Origin of the sequence: Gordonia sp. PP30, from assembly GCF_023100845.1 — a bacterium.
Taxonomy (GTDB): domain Bacteria; phylum Actinomycetota; class Actinomycetes; order Mycobacteriales; family Mycobacteriaceae; genus Gordonia.
In genome coordinates, this window is record NZ_CP095864.1 from 3,090,451 (window position 1) to 3,107,550 (window position 17,100).

Annotated in this window: 16 protein-coding genes and 3 tRNA genes; 8 read left to right on the top strand and 11 right to left on the bottom strand. The window is 69.9% G+C overall.

The features are described 5' to 3' along the window. Positions 1-30: 30 nt before the first annotated feature. On the top strand, positions 31-825 hold the full coding sequence (locus MYK68_RS14275; RefSeq protein WP_247864343.1) for an enoyl-CoA hydratase/isomerase family protein: 795 nt from the start codon (positions 31-33) through the stop codon (positions 823-825). A gap of 131 nt (positions 826-956) precedes the next feature. Here the strand turns inward: MYK68_RS14275 and MYK68_RS14280 are convergent, their stop codons facing one another. The 3 genes from MYK68_RS14280 to MYK68_RS14290 are packed head-to-tail and all read right to left on the bottom strand — an operon-like array spanning position 957 to position 2,713. Then, a complete protein-coding gene (locus MYK68_RS14280; protein ID WP_247864344.1) occupies positions 957-1,631 on the bottom strand; it encodes a uracil-DNA glycosylase in 675 nt (224 codons plus the stop codon). After that, positions 1,631-2,152: a gamma carbonic anhydrase family protein gene (locus tag MYK68_RS14285; RefSeq protein WP_247864345.1), complete on the bottom strand. Its 522-nt coding sequence runs from the start codon at positions 2,150-2,152 to the stop codon at positions 1,631-1,633. The genes MYK68_RS14280 and MYK68_RS14285 overlap by 1 nt, the downstream gene beginning before the upstream one ends. Positions 2,153-2,173: 21 nt before the next feature. Beyond that, complete coding sequence (locus tag MYK68_RS14290; protein WP_247864346.1) at positions 2,174-2,713, bottom strand: DUF3515 domain-containing protein; 540 nt, start codon at positions 2,711-2,713, stop codon at positions 2,174-2,176. Between the two features lie 33 nt (positions 2,714-2,746). On the opposite strand from MYK68_RS14290, the gene thiL reads away from it, so the two are divergent. Further along, positions 2,747-3,805 carry a thiamine-phosphate kinase gene (thiL, locus tag MYK68_RS14295; protein ID WP_247864347.1) on the top strand — a complete coding sequence of 353 codons (1,059 nt, stop codon included), beginning with the start codon at positions 2,747-2,749 and terminating at the stop codon, positions 3,803-3,805. A 92-nt stretch (positions 3,806-3,897) separates the two neighbouring features. Here the strand turns inward: thiL and MYK68_RS14300 are convergent, their stop codons facing one another. Further along, positions 3,898-4,896 (bottom strand): NAD(P)H-dependent glycerol-3-phosphate dehydrogenase, encoded by a 999-nt coding sequence (locus MYK68_RS14300; protein ID WP_247864348.1) that lies wholly within the window; start codon positions 4,894-4,896, stop codon positions 3,898-3,900. A 124-nt stretch (positions 4,897-5,020) separates the two neighbouring features. Here MYK68_RS14300 and cofC point away from each other — a divergent pair, with 124 nt between their 5' ends. From cofC to MYK68_RS14315, 3 genes are read left to right on the top strand one after another with little or no spacing between them, the layout of a single operon-like run. Continuing rightward, positions 5,021-5,677 (top strand): 2-phospho-L-lactate guanylyltransferase, encoded by a 657-nt coding sequence (gene cofC, locus MYK68_RS14305; protein WP_247864349.1) that lies wholly within the window; start codon positions 5,021-5,023, stop codon positions 5,675-5,677. Between the two features lie 17 nt (positions 5,678-5,694). Further along, a complete protein-coding gene (locus MYK68_RS14310) occupies positions 5,695-7,884 on the top strand; it encodes an RNA degradosome polyphosphate kinase (protein WP_247864350.1) in 2,190 nt (729 codons plus the stop codon). Then, a complete protein-coding gene (locus MYK68_RS14315; RefSeq protein ID WP_247864351.1) occupies positions 7,881-8,798 on the top strand; it encodes an NUDIX hydrolase in 918 nt (305 codons plus the stop codon). Before MYK68_RS14310 ends, MYK68_RS14315 begins: the two co-directional genes overlap by 4 nt. Before the next feature lie 65 nt (positions 8,799-8,863). Here MYK68_RS14315 and MYK68_RS14320 read toward each other — a convergent pair whose 3' ends face one another. After that, positions 8,864-9,736: an HU family DNA-binding protein gene (locus tag MYK68_RS14320; protein ID WP_247864352.1), complete on the bottom strand. Its 873-nt coding sequence runs from the start codon at positions 9,734-9,736 to the stop codon at positions 8,864-8,866. Between the two features lie 263 nt (positions 9,737-9,999). Here MYK68_RS14320 and MYK68_RS14325 point away from each other — a divergent pair, with 263 nt between their 5' ends. After that, entirely contained in the window at positions 10,000-11,001 is a 1,002-nt protein-coding gene (locus MYK68_RS14325; RefSeq protein WP_247864353.1) for an IS481 family transposase, read from the top strand. 162 nt (positions 11,002-11,163) lie between these two features. Here the strand turns inward: MYK68_RS14325 and leuD are convergent, their stop codons facing one another. Together leuD and leuC are read right to left on the bottom strand one after the other, a co-directional pair. Continuing rightward, positions 11,164-11,754, bottom strand: a complete 591-nt coding sequence (gene leuD, locus MYK68_RS14330; protein WP_247864354.1) for a 3-isopropylmalate dehydratase small subunit — start codon at positions 11,752-11,754, stop codon at positions 11,164-11,166. A gap of 22 nt (positions 11,755-11,776) precedes the next feature. Beyond that, the gene (leuC, locus tag MYK68_RS14335) at positions 11,777-13,219 is read right to left on the bottom strand and encodes a 3-isopropylmalate dehydratase large subunit (protein ID WP_247864355.1); all 1,443 of its coding nucleotides are present in this window, start codon (positions 13,217-13,219) and stop codon (positions 11,777-11,779) included. 93 nt (positions 13,220-13,312) lie between these two features. Here leuC and MYK68_RS14340 point away from each other — a divergent pair, with 93 nt between their 5' ends. Together MYK68_RS14340 and MYK68_RS14345 are read left to right on the top strand one after the other, a co-directional pair. Then, positions 13,313-14,014, top strand: coding sequence for an IclR family transcriptional regulator (locus MYK68_RS14340; RefSeq protein ID WP_247864356.1), 702 nt, complete (start codon positions 13,313-13,315; stop codon positions 14,012-14,014). 56 nt (positions 14,015-14,070) lie between these two features. Further along, the gene (locus tag MYK68_RS14345) at positions 14,071-14,571 is read left to right on the top strand and encodes a pyridoxamine 5'-phosphate oxidase family protein (protein WP_247864357.1); all 501 of its coding nucleotides are present in this window, start codon (positions 14,071-14,073) and stop codon (positions 14,569-14,571) included. 577 nt (positions 14,572-15,148) lie between these two features. Here MYK68_RS14345 and MYK68_RS14350 read toward each other — a convergent pair. The 4 genes from MYK68_RS14350 to gltX form a co-directional block, all read right to left on the bottom strand. After that, positions 15,149-15,221: transfer RNA gene (locus tag MYK68_RS14350), tRNA-Glu, on the bottom strand. Between the two features lie 22 nt (positions 15,222-15,243). Then, positions 15,244-15,319: transfer RNA gene (locus MYK68_RS14355), tRNA-Glu, on the bottom strand. Positions 15,320-15,367: 48 nt separating this feature from the next. After that, positions 15,368-15,439, bottom strand: a tRNA-Gln gene (locus MYK68_RS14360). 98 nt (positions 15,440-15,537) lie between these two features. Then, complete coding sequence (gltX, locus tag MYK68_RS14365) at positions 15,538-17,010, bottom strand: glutamate--tRNA ligase (protein ID WP_247864358.1); 1,473 nt, start codon at positions 17,008-17,010, stop codon at positions 15,538-15,540. Positions 17,011-17,100: the final 90 nt, after the last annotated feature.

Here is a 17,100-nt window from a genome sequence, read left to right on the forward strand (position 1 = left end):
CACCCGCCGCCGGTGGCTATGCTGGCGCCCATGAGCGATGATCTGACCATTCTCCACGACGACGGGGTCCTGGAGATCGCGGTATCCCTCTCCACCGCGGGCAGCGCGCTGGACCACGGCGCCGTGCTGGCCGGGAACGAGGCCCTGCAGAAGGTGATGCGCGGCAGCCTGAAGGCGCGCGCCGTGCTGCTGACCGGCCGGGGCAAGAATTTCTGCGCCGGCGGCAACGTGGCCTATTTCGCGGCCGCCGACGACCGCCGCGAATATCTCCGCGGCCTCGCGCACGACCTGCACACCCTCATCGCGTCCCTGTACTCGACGCGCCTGCCGGTCGTCGCCGCGGCCTCCGGCTGGGCCGCGGGCGCCGGGATGAGCCTCGTGCTGCACGCCGACCTCGCGATCGGCGGCCCGGCCACCCGAATGCGTCCGGCATACCCCGGGATCGGTCTCTCCCCGGACGGCGGCATGTCGTGGCTGCTGCCGCGGATCGTCGGGCTCGGCAAGGCCCGCTCCATCCTGCTGCGCGACGAGGTGATCGACGCGCCGGCCGCGGTGCAGCTGGGCCTGCTCAGCGAGATCACCGCGTCCGACGACGAGGTCGCGGGCCGCGCCCGCGAGGTGGCCGCCGGTCTCGCCGCGGGCCCGTCGGGCGCGCACACCGCGATCCGGCATCTGCTGTACTCGTCGGCGTCGAACACCCTCGCCGAACAGCTCGCCGCGGAAGCCGAGTCGATCGCCGCCCTCTCGGTGACCGCGGAGGGCATGGAGGGCGTGGACGCCTTCGTCGCCAAGCGTGCGCCGGATTTCCCCGGCGCACGCGGCTGAACCTGCGACAGCAGCCGGATTCCGTCCACCCACCCCGAGTCCGCCCAGCCACCGGGTTTCCGTCCGCCCACCCGCAATAGACCGGGTGGGCGAACGGATTCCAGGTGACGGGACGGAATCCGGCGCGCAGGTTACGGGAGGCGCCAGTCGACCGGCTCGGCGCCGAGGTCGAGCAGATCCTCGTTGGCGCGGCTGAACGGCCGGGAACCGAAGAAGCCGCGGGACGCCGACAGCGGCGACGGGTGCGCCGACTCGATCACCGGCACATCCGGCAGCCACTGCGCGGCGCGCCGCGCGTCGTTGCCCCAGAGGATCGCCACCAGCGGCTCGTCGCGCGCGGCGAGCGCCGCGATGGCGCACTCGGTCACCTCCTCCCAGCCCTTCCCGCGATGCGACGCCGCGTCGCCCGGCGAGACGGTGAGCACTCTGTTGAGCAGCAGGACGCCCTGCCGCGCCCACGGGGTGAGGTCACCGTTCGACGGCCGCGGGTACCCGAGGTCGTCGCAGTACTCGGTGTAGATGTTGATCAGCGATTTGGGGATCGGCGAGACGTCCGGGGCCACCGAGAAGCTGAGGCCGACGGCGTGGCCGGGCGTCGGATACGGGTCCTGGCCGACGATGAGCACGCGGACGTCGTCGAACGGCTGAGTGAACGCGCGCAGCACGTTCTTCCCGGCCGGGAGGTATCCGCGGCCGGCGGCGTTCTCGGCGCGCAAGAACTGCCCCATCTCGGCAATCCGCCCCTCCACCGGGGCCAGAGCCCGGGCCCAGCCGGGATCGATCAGTTCGGCGAGCGGCGCGGCCATCAGTCGAGCCTCCGCAGCTCACGCGCGTAGTACTGCGCGTTCTGGAAGTACAGTTCGGTGTTGCCCGCGGTGTGCCCCTCGGGAACCTCGACGCCCTCGCGCACCTTGGCCGGCACCCCGACCGCCATCGCCCGCGCCGGGATCCGCGTGTTGTACGGCACCACCGCGCCGGCGCCGACCACCGAGCCCGCGCCGATCGTCGAACCGTTGAGCACCACCGAGCCGGACGCGATCAGGCAGTCGTCGCCGATCACCGCGCCCTCGATGTGCGCGTTGTGCCCCACCACGCAATTCGCGCCGATCACGGTCGGGTCCTTGAACGTGCAGTGGACGATGGTGCCGTCCTGGATGTTGGTGCGTGCCCCGACGGTGATGGTCCCGTAGTCGCCGCGCAGCACCGCGCCGGGCCAGACCGAGACGCCGTCACCGAGGGTGACGTCACCGATCACGGTCGCGTCGGGGTGGACGTAGACATCGGTGCCGAGAGTCGGTGCGCGATCACCGAGAGCGTAGACAGCCATGGGTCGATCTAACCACCGGCGTCAGTGCCCGAAGTCGAGCGGCGCCTCGGGCAGGCCGGCGACGAGTCCGGAGATGTCGGTCAGCGCGCCGTTCCCCGACCCGACCGGCACCCACACGGCCACGTACGGCCGACGATCGACGACCACGAACGCCTGCCCGCGCGAGGTGTCCGAGTCGGTCATGAACCACTGGACGGCGTTGATCACCTGCAGGGCGCTGGTGGGCGCGAGATCCTTGGGGCGGGCGACGCCGCACCGCAGCATCAGCGGATCCCCGGAGTCGCCGTTCTTGTTCGACGTCCAGGTCACGGTGTTGCCGTCCACCTTCTTGTGCCGGTAGTCGTCGAACGATTCGGGCAGCTTCGCGATCAGCGGGCCGCAGAGATCGGCGTTCTCGCTCGACGTCGAGTAGCCCTCGATCGGCACCGTCGACGCCCGGTCGATCCGCAGCACCGCGAAGGCGATGAATCCCGCGAGCACCATCACCGGGATCGCGACCAGCGTCGCAATGAGGGCGGGACTCAGCCGCGGCTCCCGGCCGGTCTGCTCACTCTCGGTCATGGCAGAGACCTTATCGGCGGTAGTGTCGGGCCGGTGCAGAAGGTTGGGCGGGACGGCCGGGCGACGGTCGGCGAGGTCGGTGAACGCGCGCTGATCGCGCTGTTCACCGCGGCGGCGGCGCGTCGTTCCGGGGCCGAGGCGCCCGCGGCCGACGGCGACGTGGTGATCGGTTCCGGCGACGACGCCGCCGTGTTGCGCGCCGACGGGCCGGTCGTGGTCAGCACCGACACCGCTGTGGCCGGCCGCCACTTCCGTTTCGACTGGTCGGCGCCCGGGCCGATCGGCGCCCGGGCCGTGGTGCAGAGCGCCGCCGACATCGCCGCGATGGGCGGGAATCTGCGCGGGGTGGTGGTCTCGATCGGCTGTCCGCCGCAGACACCGGTCGATCGGGTCCTCGCGCTCAACGAGGGTATCGTCGAGCAGACGCATCGGCTGGGCGGGCGCGTCCTCGGCGGCGATCTGGTCTCGTGTCCCACGGTGATCCTCACCGTGACCTCCGTGGGCACGCTGGCCGGGGTGGCGCCGGTGACGCTGGCCGGTGCACAGCCCGGTGACGTGCTGGCCGTCAGCGGTCCGCTCGGCGGTGGGGCCGGCGGTCTCGCGGTGCTCTCGGCGATCGAGAACGGCGCCGATCCCGCACTCGCACAACGGTTCTCGGCGCTCGTCGAGGACTACCGGCTCCCGGCCCCCGACCTGTCCCAGGGCCCGCGCGCGGCCCGCGCCGGGGCCCGCGCGATGACCGATGTCTCGGACGGCCTGGTCGAGGAGCTGATCACCATGTCCGGCGCGAGCGGACTGGCCCTCGATGTGGCCGGTGCCGCCGTCCCGCGGCCGGCGGGCCTGGACGAGCTGGCCGCCGAACTGGGCGTCGACCCGGTCCGCTGGACCCTGACCGGCGGCGAGGACCACGAACTGCTTGCCGCGTTCGCTCCCGGGACCGTTCCCGACGGGTGGGCGACGATCGGTACGGTCAGCACTCGCGTCCCGGGCGACGCCATGGCGGTCGACGACACGGCGGCCGGTCCGGCGGTGACGGTCGACGGCGCCCCGGTGACCGGACTGCGCGGCTGGCAGTCGTTCAGCGAGACCTGATCCTGCTGCGTGTCGCGGGTCTACTGACGTGTCGCGAGCCGTACGGGACCTTCGACACGCCAGTGGACCCGCGACACGGGCCCGGTCGAGGATCAGACCTCGGGCTTGGGGGTGCGGCCGAGAAGCATGCCGACCATGTCCGGGACCGCCATACCCTCGTGACAGACCTGGTACACGGCCTCGGTGAGCGGCATCTCGACGCCGTGCTCGGCGGCGAGGGCCCGGACCGACCGGCAGCTCTTGACGCCCTCGGCCACCTGCCCGTTGGTCGCCGCCTGCGCCTCTTCCAGCGACGCGCCCTCACCGAGGCGGGCGCCGAAGGTGCGGTTGCGCGAGAGCGGCGACGAGCAGGTCGCCACCAGGTCGCCGATCCCGGCGAGACCGGCCATGGTCCGCATGTCGGCGCCGAGGGCCACGCCGAGCCGCATGGTCTCGGCGAGACCGCGGGTGATCAGCGTGGCCAGGGTGTTCTCGCCGAACCCGAGGCCCGAGGCCATGCCGCAGGCCAGTGCGATCACGTTCTTCGCGGCACCGCCGATCTCGGTGCCGACCACGTCGGTGTTGGTGTACGGGCGGAAGTAGGGTGCCCCGAAGGCCTCCTGCACCCGGCGTGCCGTCCCCTCGTCGCTGCACGCGATCACGGTCGCCGCCGGCTGCTCCAGGGCGATCTCGCGGGCCAGGTTGGGGCCGGACAGCACCGCGATCTGCGCATCGTCGAACCCGGTGACCTCCTTGATCACCTGGCTCATCCGCTCGCCGGTGCTGATCTCGACGCCCTTGGCGAGCGACAGCAGGATCGCGTCCGGCGGCAGGAACTCCTTCCACTGGCTCAGGTTCTCCCGCAGCGCCTGCGAGGGCACCGCGCAGACCACCAGTTCGGCACCGGCCAGCGCCTCCTCGACCGAGGAGACGGCCCTCAGCGACTCCGGCAGCGCGATGCCGGGCAGGTAGCCGGGATTCTCGTGCTGCGTGGTGATGTGCTCGGCGAGCTGCGGCCGACGCGCCCACACCGTGACATCGTTCCCGGCGTCGACCAGCACTTTCGCGACCGCCGTACCCCACGAACCCGAACCCATGACCACCGCGCGCACCGCACCACTCCTGTTCGTACACCGAAACGATTCCGGTTCAGAGTATCGACCGCCACCCCGGTCAGGGCCGCTTTCGCCCGCCCCGCGCTGGCCGCCGCGCGCGGCGCCGGGCACCATGGTGCCCATGTCCTCCCCGATGACGGTGGTGCTGGCGCTCAAGCACCTGCACCTGGCCAAGAGCCGGCTCGCCGGGGCCACGTCGTCGGACGCCGAGCGCGAGGAACTGGTGGCCGCCATGCTCGCCGACACCGTCGGCGCGGTCCGGCGCGCGGGCGCACCGCGGATCGTGGTCGTCAGCCCGGATCCCCGCGTCCGGAGATCGGCCAGACGACTGGAGATCGACACGTGCGACGAGCCCGCGGCACCCGGCCTGAACGCCGCCCTGGCGCACGGCGCACGGCGCGCGCGGCCCGGGGACGCCGTCGTCTATCTGCAGGCCGACCTCCCCGCTCTCACCCCCGAGTCGTTCGGCGCGGCCGTCGATTCGGCGGCGCGCCACACCGTCGCCTTCGTGTCCGACCGGGCCGGTGAGGGGACGACGCTGCTCGCCGTCGCCTCCGGCGCCGTCTTCACACCGGCGTTCGGGCCCGGTTCGGCCGCCGCTCACCGGCGCGCCGGGGCCGTCGAACTCGATCCCGCGCGCACCCGCTGGCCCGACCTGCGCTGCGACGTGGACACCGCCGCCGACCTGCGGGCGGCGACCCTGCTCGGCCTCGGCCCGCACACCGCGCCGGCCGTGCTCGATCCGCGGGCCAGGGACGTCGCACGTAATCGCCGCTGATAGGGAAGAATGGCGGAGTGACCGCCACGGACGAGACCACCGATGACTCGAGCACCAATCTGCCCGCCGCCCTGCCCGCCGAGACCGTCGATCCCGACGAGTCCGCGGACCTGCCCGCCGAGCGCTACTTCAACCGCGAACTGAGCTGGCTCGACTTCAACTCCCGGGTGCTGGCCCTGGCCGAGGACTCGTCGCTCCCGCTGCTGGAACGCGCCAAGTTCCTGGCGATCTTCGCCTCGAATCTGGACGAGTTCTTCATGGTCCGCGTCGCCGGCCTCAAGCGACGCGACGAGACGGGCCTCTCGGTCCGCTCCGCCGACGGCCGCTCGCCGCGCGAGCAACTGCACATGATCGCCACCCGCACCCAGAAGATCGCCAACCGGCACGCGCGTGTCTTCCTCGACTCGGTGCTCCCCGCCCTCGCCGCGGCCGACGTGCACATCGCCGACTGGGACGACCTCACGCAACTCCAGCAGGTGCGCTTGCGTGAGCACTTCCACAACGAGCTGTTCCCGATCCTCACTCCGCTCGCGGTGGATCCGGCGCATCCCTTCCCGTACATCAGCGGCCTGTCGCTGAATCTCGCGGTGACCGTCCGCGACGAGAGCGAAGGTGAACGCTTCGCCCGGGTCAAGGTGCCCAACAACATCAATCGCTTCATCCGCGTCGACCACCTGATCCCGAGCGACGAGCCGGAGGGCGCCGACGGTCACCAGCCGGCGATCTTCCTACCGCTGGAGAAGCTGATCGCCGCCAACCTCGAGTACCTGTTCCCGGGGATGCACGTGGTGGAGCATCACGTCTTCCGGGTCACCCGCAACGCCGACTTCGAGGTGGACGAGGACCGCGACGAGGACCTGCTCCAGGCGCTGGAACGCGAGCTGGCACGACGCCGCTTCGGCTCACCGGTGCGCCTGGAGGTCGGCGACGACATGAGCGAGCACATGCTCGAACTCCTGCTTCGCGAACTCGACGTCGACCCCGCCGATGTGATCGCCACACCCGGCCTGCTCGACCTGACCTCGCTGTTCGAGGTCTACGGCGTCGACCGGCCCGCGCTCAAGGAACCCGCTTTCGTTCCGAAGACGCACCCCGCCTTCGGTGAACGCGAGACGCCCAAGAGCATCTTCGCGACGCTGCAGGAGGGCGACGTCCTGGTGCAGCACCCGTACGACTCGTTCTCCACCAGCGTGCAGCGCTTCATCGAGCAGGCCGCCGCCGACCCGCAGGTGCTCGCCATCAAGCAGACCCTGTACCGGACGTCCGGCGACTCCCCGATCGTCAACGCGCTGATCGACGCGGCCGCCGCGGGCAAGCAGGTGGTGGCGCTGGTCGAGCTGAAGGCCCGGTTCGACGAGCAGGCCAACATCCGCTGGGCGCGCAAGCTGGAGAAGTCCGGGGTGCACGTGGTGTACGGCCTGGTCGGACTCAAGACGCACTGCAAGACCTGCCTGGTGGTCCGCCGGGAGGGTTCGACGATCCGCCGCTACTGCCACATCGGCACCGGCAACTACAACCCGAAGACCGCGCGGCTGTACGAGGACGTGGGCCTGTTCACCGCGGCCCCGGAGCTCGGCGCGGACCTCACCGACCTGTTCAACACGCTGACCGGCTACTCCCGCAAGACCGAGTACCGGAATCTGCTGGTGGCGCCGCACGGGATCCGCTCCGGGATCATCGAGCGGATCGAGGGCGAGGTGGCCGCCCGCCGGGCCGGCGACACCCGGGCGCGCGTCCAGCTCAAGGCGAACGCCCTGGTCGACGAGAAGGTCATCGACGCGCTCTACCGCGCCTCGCAGGCCGGTGTGCCGGTGGAGGTCTTCGTGCGTGGGATCTGCGCGCTGCGTCCGGGCGTTCCCGGGCTGAGCGAGAACATCACCGTCCGCTCCATCCTCGGCCAGTTCTTGGAACACTCGCGGATCCTCGTGTTCGGCGCCGCCGAGGAGTACTGGATCGGCAGCGCCGACATGATGCACCGGAACCTCGACCGCCGCGTCGAGGTGATGGCACAGGTCCGTGATCGGCGGCTGGCCGCCGATCTGCAGGACATTTTCGACTCGGCCTTCGATCCGCGCACCCGGTGCTGGGAACTGCAGCCCGACGGATCCTGGACCGCGTCGCCCGCGGCCGGCGAGGAGGTGCGCGACCACCAGCGCCGGATGATGAATCGTCCACGGCGCCTGCTGGATTCGGGTTCCGGCGCATGAGTTCAGCCACCCGCACCGTGTGGGCCGCCGGAGCGGTGCTCTGGCGGATCTCCGCGGCGGGCAAGGTCGAGGTCGCCGTCGTACACCGCAAGCGGTACGACGACTGGTCGCTGCCCAAGGGCAAGGCGCACGACGGCGAACTGCTGGTGGCCACGGCCGCCCGAGAGGTGACCGAGGAGACCGGGCACGACGGCCGTATCGGCCGGGCACTGGAAACGGTGAGCTACTCGCTCAAGCCCGGGGTCCGGAAGAAGGTCGCCTACTGGTCGATGGAGTCCACCGGTGGGCGGTTCGTCGCCAACCACGAGACCGACGACATCCAGTGGCTGTCGGTGGACGGCGCGCAGCGCACCGTGTCGTACGGCGCGGACCGCAAGGTGCTGAAAGCCTTTGCCGCACAAGATGTCCGGGACCTGCACCAGTTGGTCGTGGTCCGGCACGCCAAGGCCGGTCGACGCACCCGGTTCTCCGGCGACGACACCCAGCGCCCGCTCGACGACGAGGGTGAGGCGCAGGCCGAGGCCCTGGTGGGAGTGCTGGGCCTGTACGGCGTGCGGCACTTGCACGCCGCGGACCGGCTGCGCTGTGTGCAGACCCTGGTGCCGCTGTCACAGGAGTTGCGCGCGGACATCGTCGTCGAACCGGCGCTGACCGAGGAGGCGTACGCGGCCGATCCCGCCGAGGCGCGGGAGCGCCTGCGGACACTGGCGGCCCCGGTCGCCGGGGTCCGGGTGGTGTGCAGCCAGGGCCGGGCCATCGCACCGCTGCTCAAACGGTGGGCGGCCGACGACCAGGTCGAGCTGCCCGCGTCCCGCAATCGCAAGGGCAGCGTGTGGATCCTCACCCTGCGCGGGGAGACGCTGATCCAGGCCGACCACCTCCCGAGTCCGTTCCCGGGGAAGAACGGGCACTGATCCTCCGCTGAGCACTGAAGCACCCCCGATCCTTTCGTGATCGGGGGTGCTTCAGTGGTTCGGGATCAGGGCTTGGCCGGTGCGGACTTGGCCGGAGCCTTCTTGGCGGCCGTCGTCTTCTTGGCGGCCGTCGTCTTCTTGGCGGCGGTGGTCTTCTTAGCCGCGGTGGTCTTCTTCGCGGCGGTAGTCTTCTTCGCGGCGGTGGTCTTCTTCGCGGCGGTGGTCTTCTTCGCCGCGGTGGCCTTCTCGGCGGGTGCCGCGGTCTTCTTCGCCGCCGCGGTCTTGGCGGCGGTCTTGGTGGCCGTCGTCTTCGTGGGGGCCGCGGTCTTGGCGGCCCCGGTCGTCTTCTTCGCGGGCGCCGTCTTCTTCGCCGCGGAACTCTTCTTGGCGGGCGCCGTGGCCGCCGACTTCGTGGCCGCCGACTTGGTGGGAGCCGACTTGGCGGGCGCGGACTTCTTCGCGGCGGTCGCCTTCGTGGCGGCGGGAGCGGCCTTGGCCGCTGTCGTCTTCGTGGCCGACTTCTTGGCCGGTGTGCTCTTCTTCGCGGCCGTCTTCGTCGCCGCGGCACTCGTCGCCGCACTCTTCTTCGCGGCCGCCTTCTTGGCGGGCGCCTCGGGATCGGAGGTGCGCTTCACCGCGGACTCCCCCGCCTTCAGCTTCCGGCTGCCGGAGATGATCTCCTTGAATTTCGCCCCGGGACGAAACGCCGGGATCGACGTCTCGCGCACCTTGATCGTCTCGCCGGTGCGAGGATTGCGCGCGACACGCGGTGCGCGCCTGCGCTTTTCGAAGACACCGAAGCCGGTGATCGTGACACTCTCGCCCTTGCTGACGGCGCGGACGATGGTGTCGATGAGGGTTTCCACGGCTTCGGTGGCGGTCTTGCGGTCGGCATCGAGGCGCTTGGTCAGCTCTTCGATGAGTTGGGCCTTGTTCATGCGTTCCTCCGCGTGAGTTGAATCACCGGCCGCGCCGGTTAGTTCCACACGGTAAACGGCATACGCCCAAATCGTGGGCGCAACGCCGAATCCCTTACCACCCGAGCAAGTCTGGGTAAATACCGGGGTTCACCGGCGGACCGGGATTCGGCGTCGCCACTGCTAGGTGTACTTCCCCGACACGTTGTGAACATCTGAGGTGAAGTGAAGACCTCCGGGCAGGATGTGGGTTACCACACTGACATCAAGCCACGGAGGTCTTCATGGTCCACGCTAACGCACCCTTGACGCCGGAGGGCAGACGACGCCTGGCGGTGCTGATCGTCGAGGACGGTTGGCCGCTGCGGCGGGCAGCGCAACGGTTCCAGGTTTCCCTGGCCACGGCCAAGCGATGGGCCGACCGGTACCGCGCCGGTCAGGAGTTGACCGACCGTAGTTCCCGTCCCCAGACCTGTCCGACGCGTCTGAACCGGCGCACCGAGCGGCGGATCATCGGTCTGCGGTTCACTCGCCGCTGGGGACCACACCGCATCGCCTACCACCTGCGGCTTCCGCGTTCGACCGTGGGCAGGGTCCTGACTCGGTACCGGATGCCGCCGCTGGCGCACCTGGACCAGGCCACCGGGCTGCCGGTGCGCCGGCCCGCGCCCAAGAGGTACGAAGTCGACCGTCCCGGCCGGCTGGTCCATGTCGACATCAAGAAACTCGGCCGAATCCCTGACGGCGGCGGATGGCGGGTCCATGGACGCGGCTCGGCCCAGGACCTCAGAGCCGGGCGGCACCGTGACCAGGCTGCCCGCGGCGGCGCAGCAGGATCGCGGGGCTACCGGTACCTGCACCACGCCGTCGATGACCACTCGCGCGTGGCGTATTCGGAGATCCTCGATGACGAACGCAAGGAGACCGCGGCAGGGTTCTGGGAACGGGCCAACGCGTTCTTCGCCGAGATCGGAGTCACCGTGACCGCGGTGATGACCGATAACGGATCCTGCTACCGCTCGCGTGTGTTCGCCGCGGCCCTGGGCCCGAGTATCAAGCACAAGCGGACCAGGCCGTACCGGCCCCAGACCAACGGGAAAGTCGAACGCTTCAACCGGACGCTGGCCGCCGAATGGGCCTACGCCGCCCCGTACACCAGTGACACCGAACGCGCAGCGGCCTACCAGCACTGGCTGCACCACTACAATCACCACCGACCCCACACCGGGATCGGCGGCCTCGTCCCCTCAGCCCGCGTTCACAACCTCACGGGGAAGTACAGCTAGGCCGCGTCTCCTGAGTCTTCTCCGTAGGCATCGGTGGAGCCGCTGGGCGGCCGGCAAGGCGGAGGAGGGAGGCATAGCGGAGCTATACCGACCGACGATGACGCCGCCAGGCGTTCAGCGAGCGGGCCGCCGAGGACCGGAAAGAGACTCAGGAGACACGGCTCAGGGCAGGGTGACCGGCTTGAACGAGGGCCGCTTGCTCTCGAACTCGGTGATCGCGTCGACCTCACGCAGGGTGAGCCCGATGTCGTCGAGCCCCTCCATCAGCCGCCAGCGGGTGTAGTCGTCGATCTGCAGCGGCACGACGAGGTCGCCCGCGGTGACCGTGCGCGATTCGAGGTCGACCGTCAGCTCGAGGCCGGGTTCGGCGTCGAGTCGCTTCCAGATCAGTTCGACATCGCTCTGATCCACCTGTGCCGCAACGAGTCCCGCCTTTCCGGAGTTGCCGCGGAAGATGTCGGCGAAGCGCGAGGAGATCACCACGCGGAAGCCGAAATCCATCAGCGCCCAGACGGCGTGCTCGCGCGACGAGCCGGTGCCGAAGTCCGGGCCGGCGACCAGCACCGACCCCGAGTTCCACGGCTCGTTGTTCAGGATGAAGTCCGGATCGGTGCGCCAACCGGCGAAGAGGCCGTCCTCGAAACCGGTGCGCGTGACGCGCTTGAGGTAGACGGCGGGGATGATCTGGTCGGTGTCGACGTTGCTGCGCTGCAACGGGACTCCGATACCGGTGTGGGAGATGAAGGGTTCCATGATCGTCTTTCTTCGGTCGGTGTCAGGCGAGATCGGCGGGCGAGGAGAGTGTGCCGCGCACCGCGGTCGCGGCCGCGACGGCCGGCGACACGAGGTGGGTGCGGCCGCCCTTGCCCTGGCGTCCCTCGAAGTTTCGGTTCGACGTCGACGCGCAGCGGTCGCCCGGCGCCAGCTGATCCGGGTTCATCCCGAGACACATCGAGCATCCGGCCATCCGCCATTCGGCGCCGGCCTCGGTGAAGACCTCGCCGAGACCCTCCTCCTCCGCCTGCGCCCGGACCTTCATCGAGCCCGGCACCACCAGCATCCGCACCCCGTCGGCCACCTTCCGGCCGCGCAGCACCTCGGCGACGGCGCGCAGGTCCTCGATCCGGCCGTTGGTGCACGAACCGATGAACACGGTGTCGACCGCCACCTCACGCAGCGGCGTGCCCGGGGTCAGATCCATGTACTCGAGCGCTCGCGTCGCGGCCAGCGCCTCGGTCTCGTCGAGCATGTCGGCGGGGTCCGGCACGTCGGCGCCGAGCGGGAGGCCCTGTCCCGGATTGGTGCCCCAGGTGACGAACGGGGTGAGCGACGACGCGTCGATGTGCACCTCGCGGTCGAACACCGCGCCTTCGTCGGTGCGGAGGCTGTCCCAGTATTCGACGGCCGCATCCCAGTCGGCGCCCTTCGGGGCGTGCGAGCGGCCCTTGAGGTAGTCGTAGGTGACCTGGTCGGGGGCGATCATGCCGGCGCGGGCACCGGCCTCGATCGACATGTTGCAGATCGTCATCCGCGCCTCCATCGACAGCTTCTCGATGGCGGAGCCGCGGTACTCCAGGACGTGACCCTGGCCGCCGCCGGTGCCGATCTGGGCGATGATCGCCAGAATCAGGTCCTTGCCGGTGACGCCGGGCGGGAGCTCACCGTCGACGTTGATCGCCATGGTCTTGAACGGGCGCAGCGACAGGGTCTGGGTGGCCATCACGTGCTCCACCTCGGAGGTGCCGATGCCCATCGCGATGGCGCCGAAGGCGCCGTGGGTGGCGGTGTGGCTGTCGCCGCACACCACTGTCATCCCCGGCTGGGTGAGGCCCAGCTGCGGTCCGACGACGTGCACGATGCCCTGGTCGGCGTCGCCCATCGGGTACAGCCGGACCCCGAACTCCGCGCAGTTGCGGCGGAGGGTCTCCACCTGCAGCGCGGACACCTGATCGGCGATCGGGCTGAAGATGTCGACGGTCGGGACGTTGTGGTCCTCGGTCGCGATGGTCAGGTCGGGCCGGTGCACCGGGCGGCCGGCCACCCGGAGGCCGTCGAACGCCTGCGGGCTGGTCACCTCGTGCACCAGGTGCAGGTCGATGTAGATGAGGTCCGGTCCCACTTCGCCGTTGTCGTCGACCCGGCCGGGGACCACCACGTGGTCGTCCCAGACCTTCTCGGCCAGCGTGCGGGGCGCGCGGCGTGCTTCCGACTCAGTCATGAGCTCACTCGACTTTCTCACCGGGTCCGACGGCTTCGGGGCTGTCGCCGGCCGGACTGGCTATCTCAATATATGGACGGCTAATATCGCCGTATGGGAAATACTAGCGGAATCGGCGTGCTAGACAAGTCGGTCCTCGTTCTGCACACCGTCGCGGCCCAGCCGTGCAATCTCGCGGAGCTCACCGAAGCCACCGGCCTGCCCCGCGCCACTGCGCACCGGCTGGCCGTCGGCCTGGAGACGCACCTGCTGCTGACCCGTGACGCCACCGGCCGCTGGATCCCCGGACCCGCCCTGCGTGAACTGGCGGCCGGCGCCCCCGACGCGGTCCGGGAGGCCGGCCTGCCGGTGCTCCCCGGCCTGCAGACCGCGACCGGCGAATCGGTGCAGCTTTACCGCCGCGAGGGCGCCGAACGCATCTGCATCGCCGCCGTCGAACCGCCGACCGGTCTGCGCGACACCGTCCCGGTCGGCACCCGCCTCCCGATGAGCGCGGGCTCGGCCGCGCGCGTACTCGCCGCCTTCGCCGACCCGGCCGTGCGCGACGATCTCCTCGCCGACGCCGTCTACACCGAACGCCACCTCGCCGAGATCCGGCGCCGCGGCTGGGCCCAGAGCGCCGGCGAACGCGCCGACGGCGTCGCCAGCGTGTCCGCTCCGGTCTACGACCGGACCGGCGCCGTCGTCGCCGCGGTGAGCGTCTCCGGCCCGATCGACCGGATGGGCCGCCGCCCCGGCGAGCGCTGGGCCGCCGATCTCGTCGCCGCCGCCGAACGGATCGGCGCGCGACTGTAGTCCCCCGCGGGGGTGGTCCACGCCACTCTCCGCCGCCGCTGCGCTAGCGTCGGCCTATGGGAACCAACCAGCGCAGCCAGATCGTCATGTCCGACGACGAGATCGCCCGCTTCATCGAGCAGAACCGCACCGCCACCCTCGCCACCCTCGGCGCCGACGGCCGGCCGCACCTCGTCGCCATGTGGTACGGCGTGATCGACGGGGAACTCTGGTTCGAGACCAAGGCCAAGTCGCAGAAGGCCGTCAACCTGCGCCGCGACCCGCGCGTGACCGTGATGATCGAAGACGGCCTCACCTACGACCAGTTGCGCGGCGTCTCCCTCGAAGGCGTCGCCGAGATCTACGACGATCCCGACACCTGCCTCCGCGCCGGCATCAGCGTCTGGGAGCGCTACAACGGGCCGTACACCGACGACCTGCGGCCCGCCGTCGACGCGATGATGCACAAGCGCGTCGCCGTCCGTATCGTCACCGACCGCATCCGGTCGTGGGACCACCGCAAGCTGAACCTCCCGGAACTCCCGCTGTCCGGCTCTACCGCGCCGTACTACTCCTGAGCACCACTCCCGAGTCACGCTCCAGCGAAACTCGTCCTCCGCCGTAGACCGTCTTCGGTCCCCCACGGAGGACGAGTCCCGGTCGGCGATCCCGGCGGGGCCGCCACTCCTCGAGCCATTGCCGTCAGCGACAGCCGGAATGTACCCGCGACGATCGGAGAGGACGCGACAACCGCCCGTGTCGCTTCTCGACCGACTGTCGCGGCGCCCGACCGGGTGTCGCGTACGCGGGAGGCAGGGCTCGAATCACGGGCGGGCTCCGTCGCGGAACCTGTCCTGAGCACGCGTGACGGAACGGAGCGACGGCACGCGGTCGAAGGGCTCCTCCTCAAGACGGCACACTTCCCAAGGGCCCGACGGGACTCCGTCGCGGAGCCTGTCCTGAGCATGCGTGGCGGAGCGGAGCGACGACACACGGTCGAAGGGCTCCTCCTCAAATGCCCGTCTCTAGACGGCACACTTCCCAAGGGCCCGACGGGATTCCGTCGCTTCGCTCCTCCTCAAATCGCGGTGTTCGATATACGTAAAGGAATGTGGCCCCGGTTCGCTGTGCGAACCGGGGCCACATTCCTTTACGTACTCCCGACGGGATTTGAACCCGCGCTACCGCCTTGAGAGGGCGGCGTCCTAGGCCGCTAGACGACGGGAGCCTGGACTGCATTTGTTCAATTATGGTAGCCCCGACGGGATTTGAACCCGCGCTACCGCCTTGAGAGGGCGGCGTCCTAGGCCGCTAGACGACGGGGCCCTAGAACAACTGCTCTGGTAAAGCTTCTCGCCGAAGCGATCCGCTTTGCTGGGGTACCAGGACTCGAACCTAGAATGGCGGTACCAGAAACCGCTGTGTTGCCAATTACACCATACCCCAAGGGGTTTCCCGGACTTCGCTTCGCTGGTGCTCCGCGCAGTTCCGGACAACGGAGAAGAGATTACCAACACCCTCCCCCTCCCTCGCAAATCGGCTGGTCAGGACGCCGCGGCCGCGACCTCTCCGGCCTGTGCCAACCGTCGCAGCGTCCTCTCGCGGCCGAGGATCTCCATCGACTCGAAGAGCGGCGGGCTCACCGCCGCACCGGTCACGCCGACCCGCACCGGACCGTAGGCCTTGCGCGGTTTGAGCTCCAGGCCGTCGATCAGCGCCGCCTTCAGCGCCTCCTCCAGCGCGGGCGTGGTCCACTCGGCGACGCCCTCGCACGCGGCGATCGTCGCGTCGAGCACCGGCACCGCATCGGCGGTCAGGTTTTTGGCGGCGGACTTCTCGTCGAACGTGAAGTCGTCGTCGGACACGTAGGCGAACTTGATCAGGCCCCAGGCATCGCCGAGCACCTGCACGCGGGTCTGCACCAGGTCGGCCAGCGGGCGGAACACGGCGTCGTCGATCGGTTCGTCCAGGTGACCGTGCTCGACCAGGAAGTGCCGCAGCCGCCCGGCGAAGTCGGCCGGAGTGAGGCGCCGGATGTGCTCGGCGTTGATCGCGTCGGCCTTCTTCTGATCGAAGCGCGCCGGGTTGGAGTTGACGTTGCGCACGTCGAAGGCGGCGATCATCTCGTCGAGAGTGAAGATGTCGTCGTCGCCGGAGATGCCCCAGCCGAGCAGCGCCAGGTAGTTGAGCAGCCCCTCCGGGATGAAGCCACGGTCGCGGTGATGGAAGAGGTTCGACTCGGGGTCACGCTTGGACAGCTTCTTGTTGCCCTCGCCCATCACGAACGGCAGATGCCCGAACTGCGGCACCGCGTCGGCCACACCGATCTCGATCAGCGCACGATAGAGCGCGATCTGCCGCGGCGTCGACGCGAGCAGATCCTCCCCGCGCAGCACGTGTGTGATCTTCATCATGGCGTCATCGACCGGGTTGACCAGCGTGTACAGCGGATCACCGTTGCCGCGGGTGAGCGCGAAGTCGGGCACCACACCGGCCTTGATCGTGGTCTCGCCGCGGACCAGGTCGGTCCAGGTGATGTCCTCGTCGGGCATGCGAAGCCGGATCACCGGGTTGCGGCCCTCGGCGCGGTGCGCGGCGCGCTGCTCGTCGGTCAGGGTCCGGTCGTAGTTGTCGTAACCGAGCTTCGGATCGCGGCCGGCCTCCCGATGCCGGGCCTCGACCTCCTCCGGCGTCGAATACGCCTCGTACGCGAAGCCGGCCTCCACCAGCCGGTCGACGACGTCGAGGTGCAGCTGCTTGCGCTCGGACTGCCGGTACGGACCGTACGGGCCGCCCACCTCGGGCCCCTCATCCCAGTTCAGGCCCAGCCAGCGCAGCGCGTCGAGGATCGCCTCGTAGCTCTCCTCGCTGTCCCGCGCGGCGTCGGTGTCCTCGATGCGGAAGACGAAGGTCCCGCCGTCGTGACGGGCCTGCGCGAAGTTGAACAAGGCGGTCCGGGCGAGCCCGACATGCGGGGTTCCGGTGGGCGAGGGACAGAAGCGAACACGGACGGTCATGCAGGTCAGCGTAGTGGAACGGCGGAATCGCCGGACACCGGGGAGTGCCCGGCCGGAGCCCCCGATCTTGCCTAGTTGTTCTAGTTAAAT

Bases quoted from the DNA above. Each gene is read 5' to 3' on its own strand.
- MYK68_RS14275 (WP_247864343.1), top strand. From the start codon at position 31: ATGAGCGATGATCTGACCATTCTCCACGACGACGGGGTCCTGGAGATC.
- MYK68_RS14280 (WP_247864344.1), bottom strand. From the start codon at position 1,631: ATGGCCGCGCCGCTCGCCGAACTGATCGATCCCGGCTGGGCCCGGGCT.
- MYK68_RS14285 (WP_247864345.1), bottom strand. From the start codon at position 2,152: ATGGCTGTCTACGCTCTCGGTGATCGCGCACCGACTCTCGGCACCGAT.
- MYK68_RS14290 (WP_247864346.1), bottom strand. From the start codon at position 2,713: ATGACCGAGAGTGAGCAGACCGGCCGGGAGCCGCGGCTGAGTCCCGCC.
- cofC (WP_247864349.1), top strand. From the start codon at position 5,021: ATGTCCTCCCCGATGACGGTGGTGCTGGCGCTCAAGCACCTGCACCTG.
- MYK68_RS14315 (WP_247864351.1), top strand. From the start codon at position 7,881: ATGAGTTCAGCCACCCGCACCGTGTGGGCCGCCGGAGCGGTGCTCTGG.
- MYK68_RS14320 (WP_247864352.1), bottom strand. From the start codon at position 9,736: ATGAACAAGGCCCAACTCATCGAAGAGCTGACCAAGCGCCTCGATGCC.
- MYK68_RS14325 (WP_247864353.1), top strand. From the start codon at position 10,000: ATGGTCCACGCTAACGCACCCTTGACGCCGGAGGGCAGACGACGCCTG.
- leuD (WP_247864354.1), bottom strand. From the start codon at position 11,754: ATGGAACCCTTCATCTCCCACACCGGTATCGGAGTCCCGTTGCAGCGC.
- leuC (WP_247864355.1), bottom strand. From the start codon at position 13,219: ATGACTGAGTCGGAAGCACGCCGCGCGCCCCGCACGCTGGCCGAGAAG.
- MYK68_RS14340 (WP_247864356.1), top strand. From the start codon at position 13,313: ATGGGAAATACTAGCGGAATCGGCGTGCTAGACAAGTCGGTCCTCGTT.
- MYK68_RS14345 (WP_247864357.1), top strand. From the start codon at position 14,071: ATGGGAACCAACCAGCGCAGCCAGATCGTCATGTCCGACGACGAGATC.
- gltX (WP_247864358.1), bottom strand. From the start codon at position 17,010: ATGACCGTCCGTGTTCGCTTCTGTCCCTCGCCCACCGGAACCCCGCAT.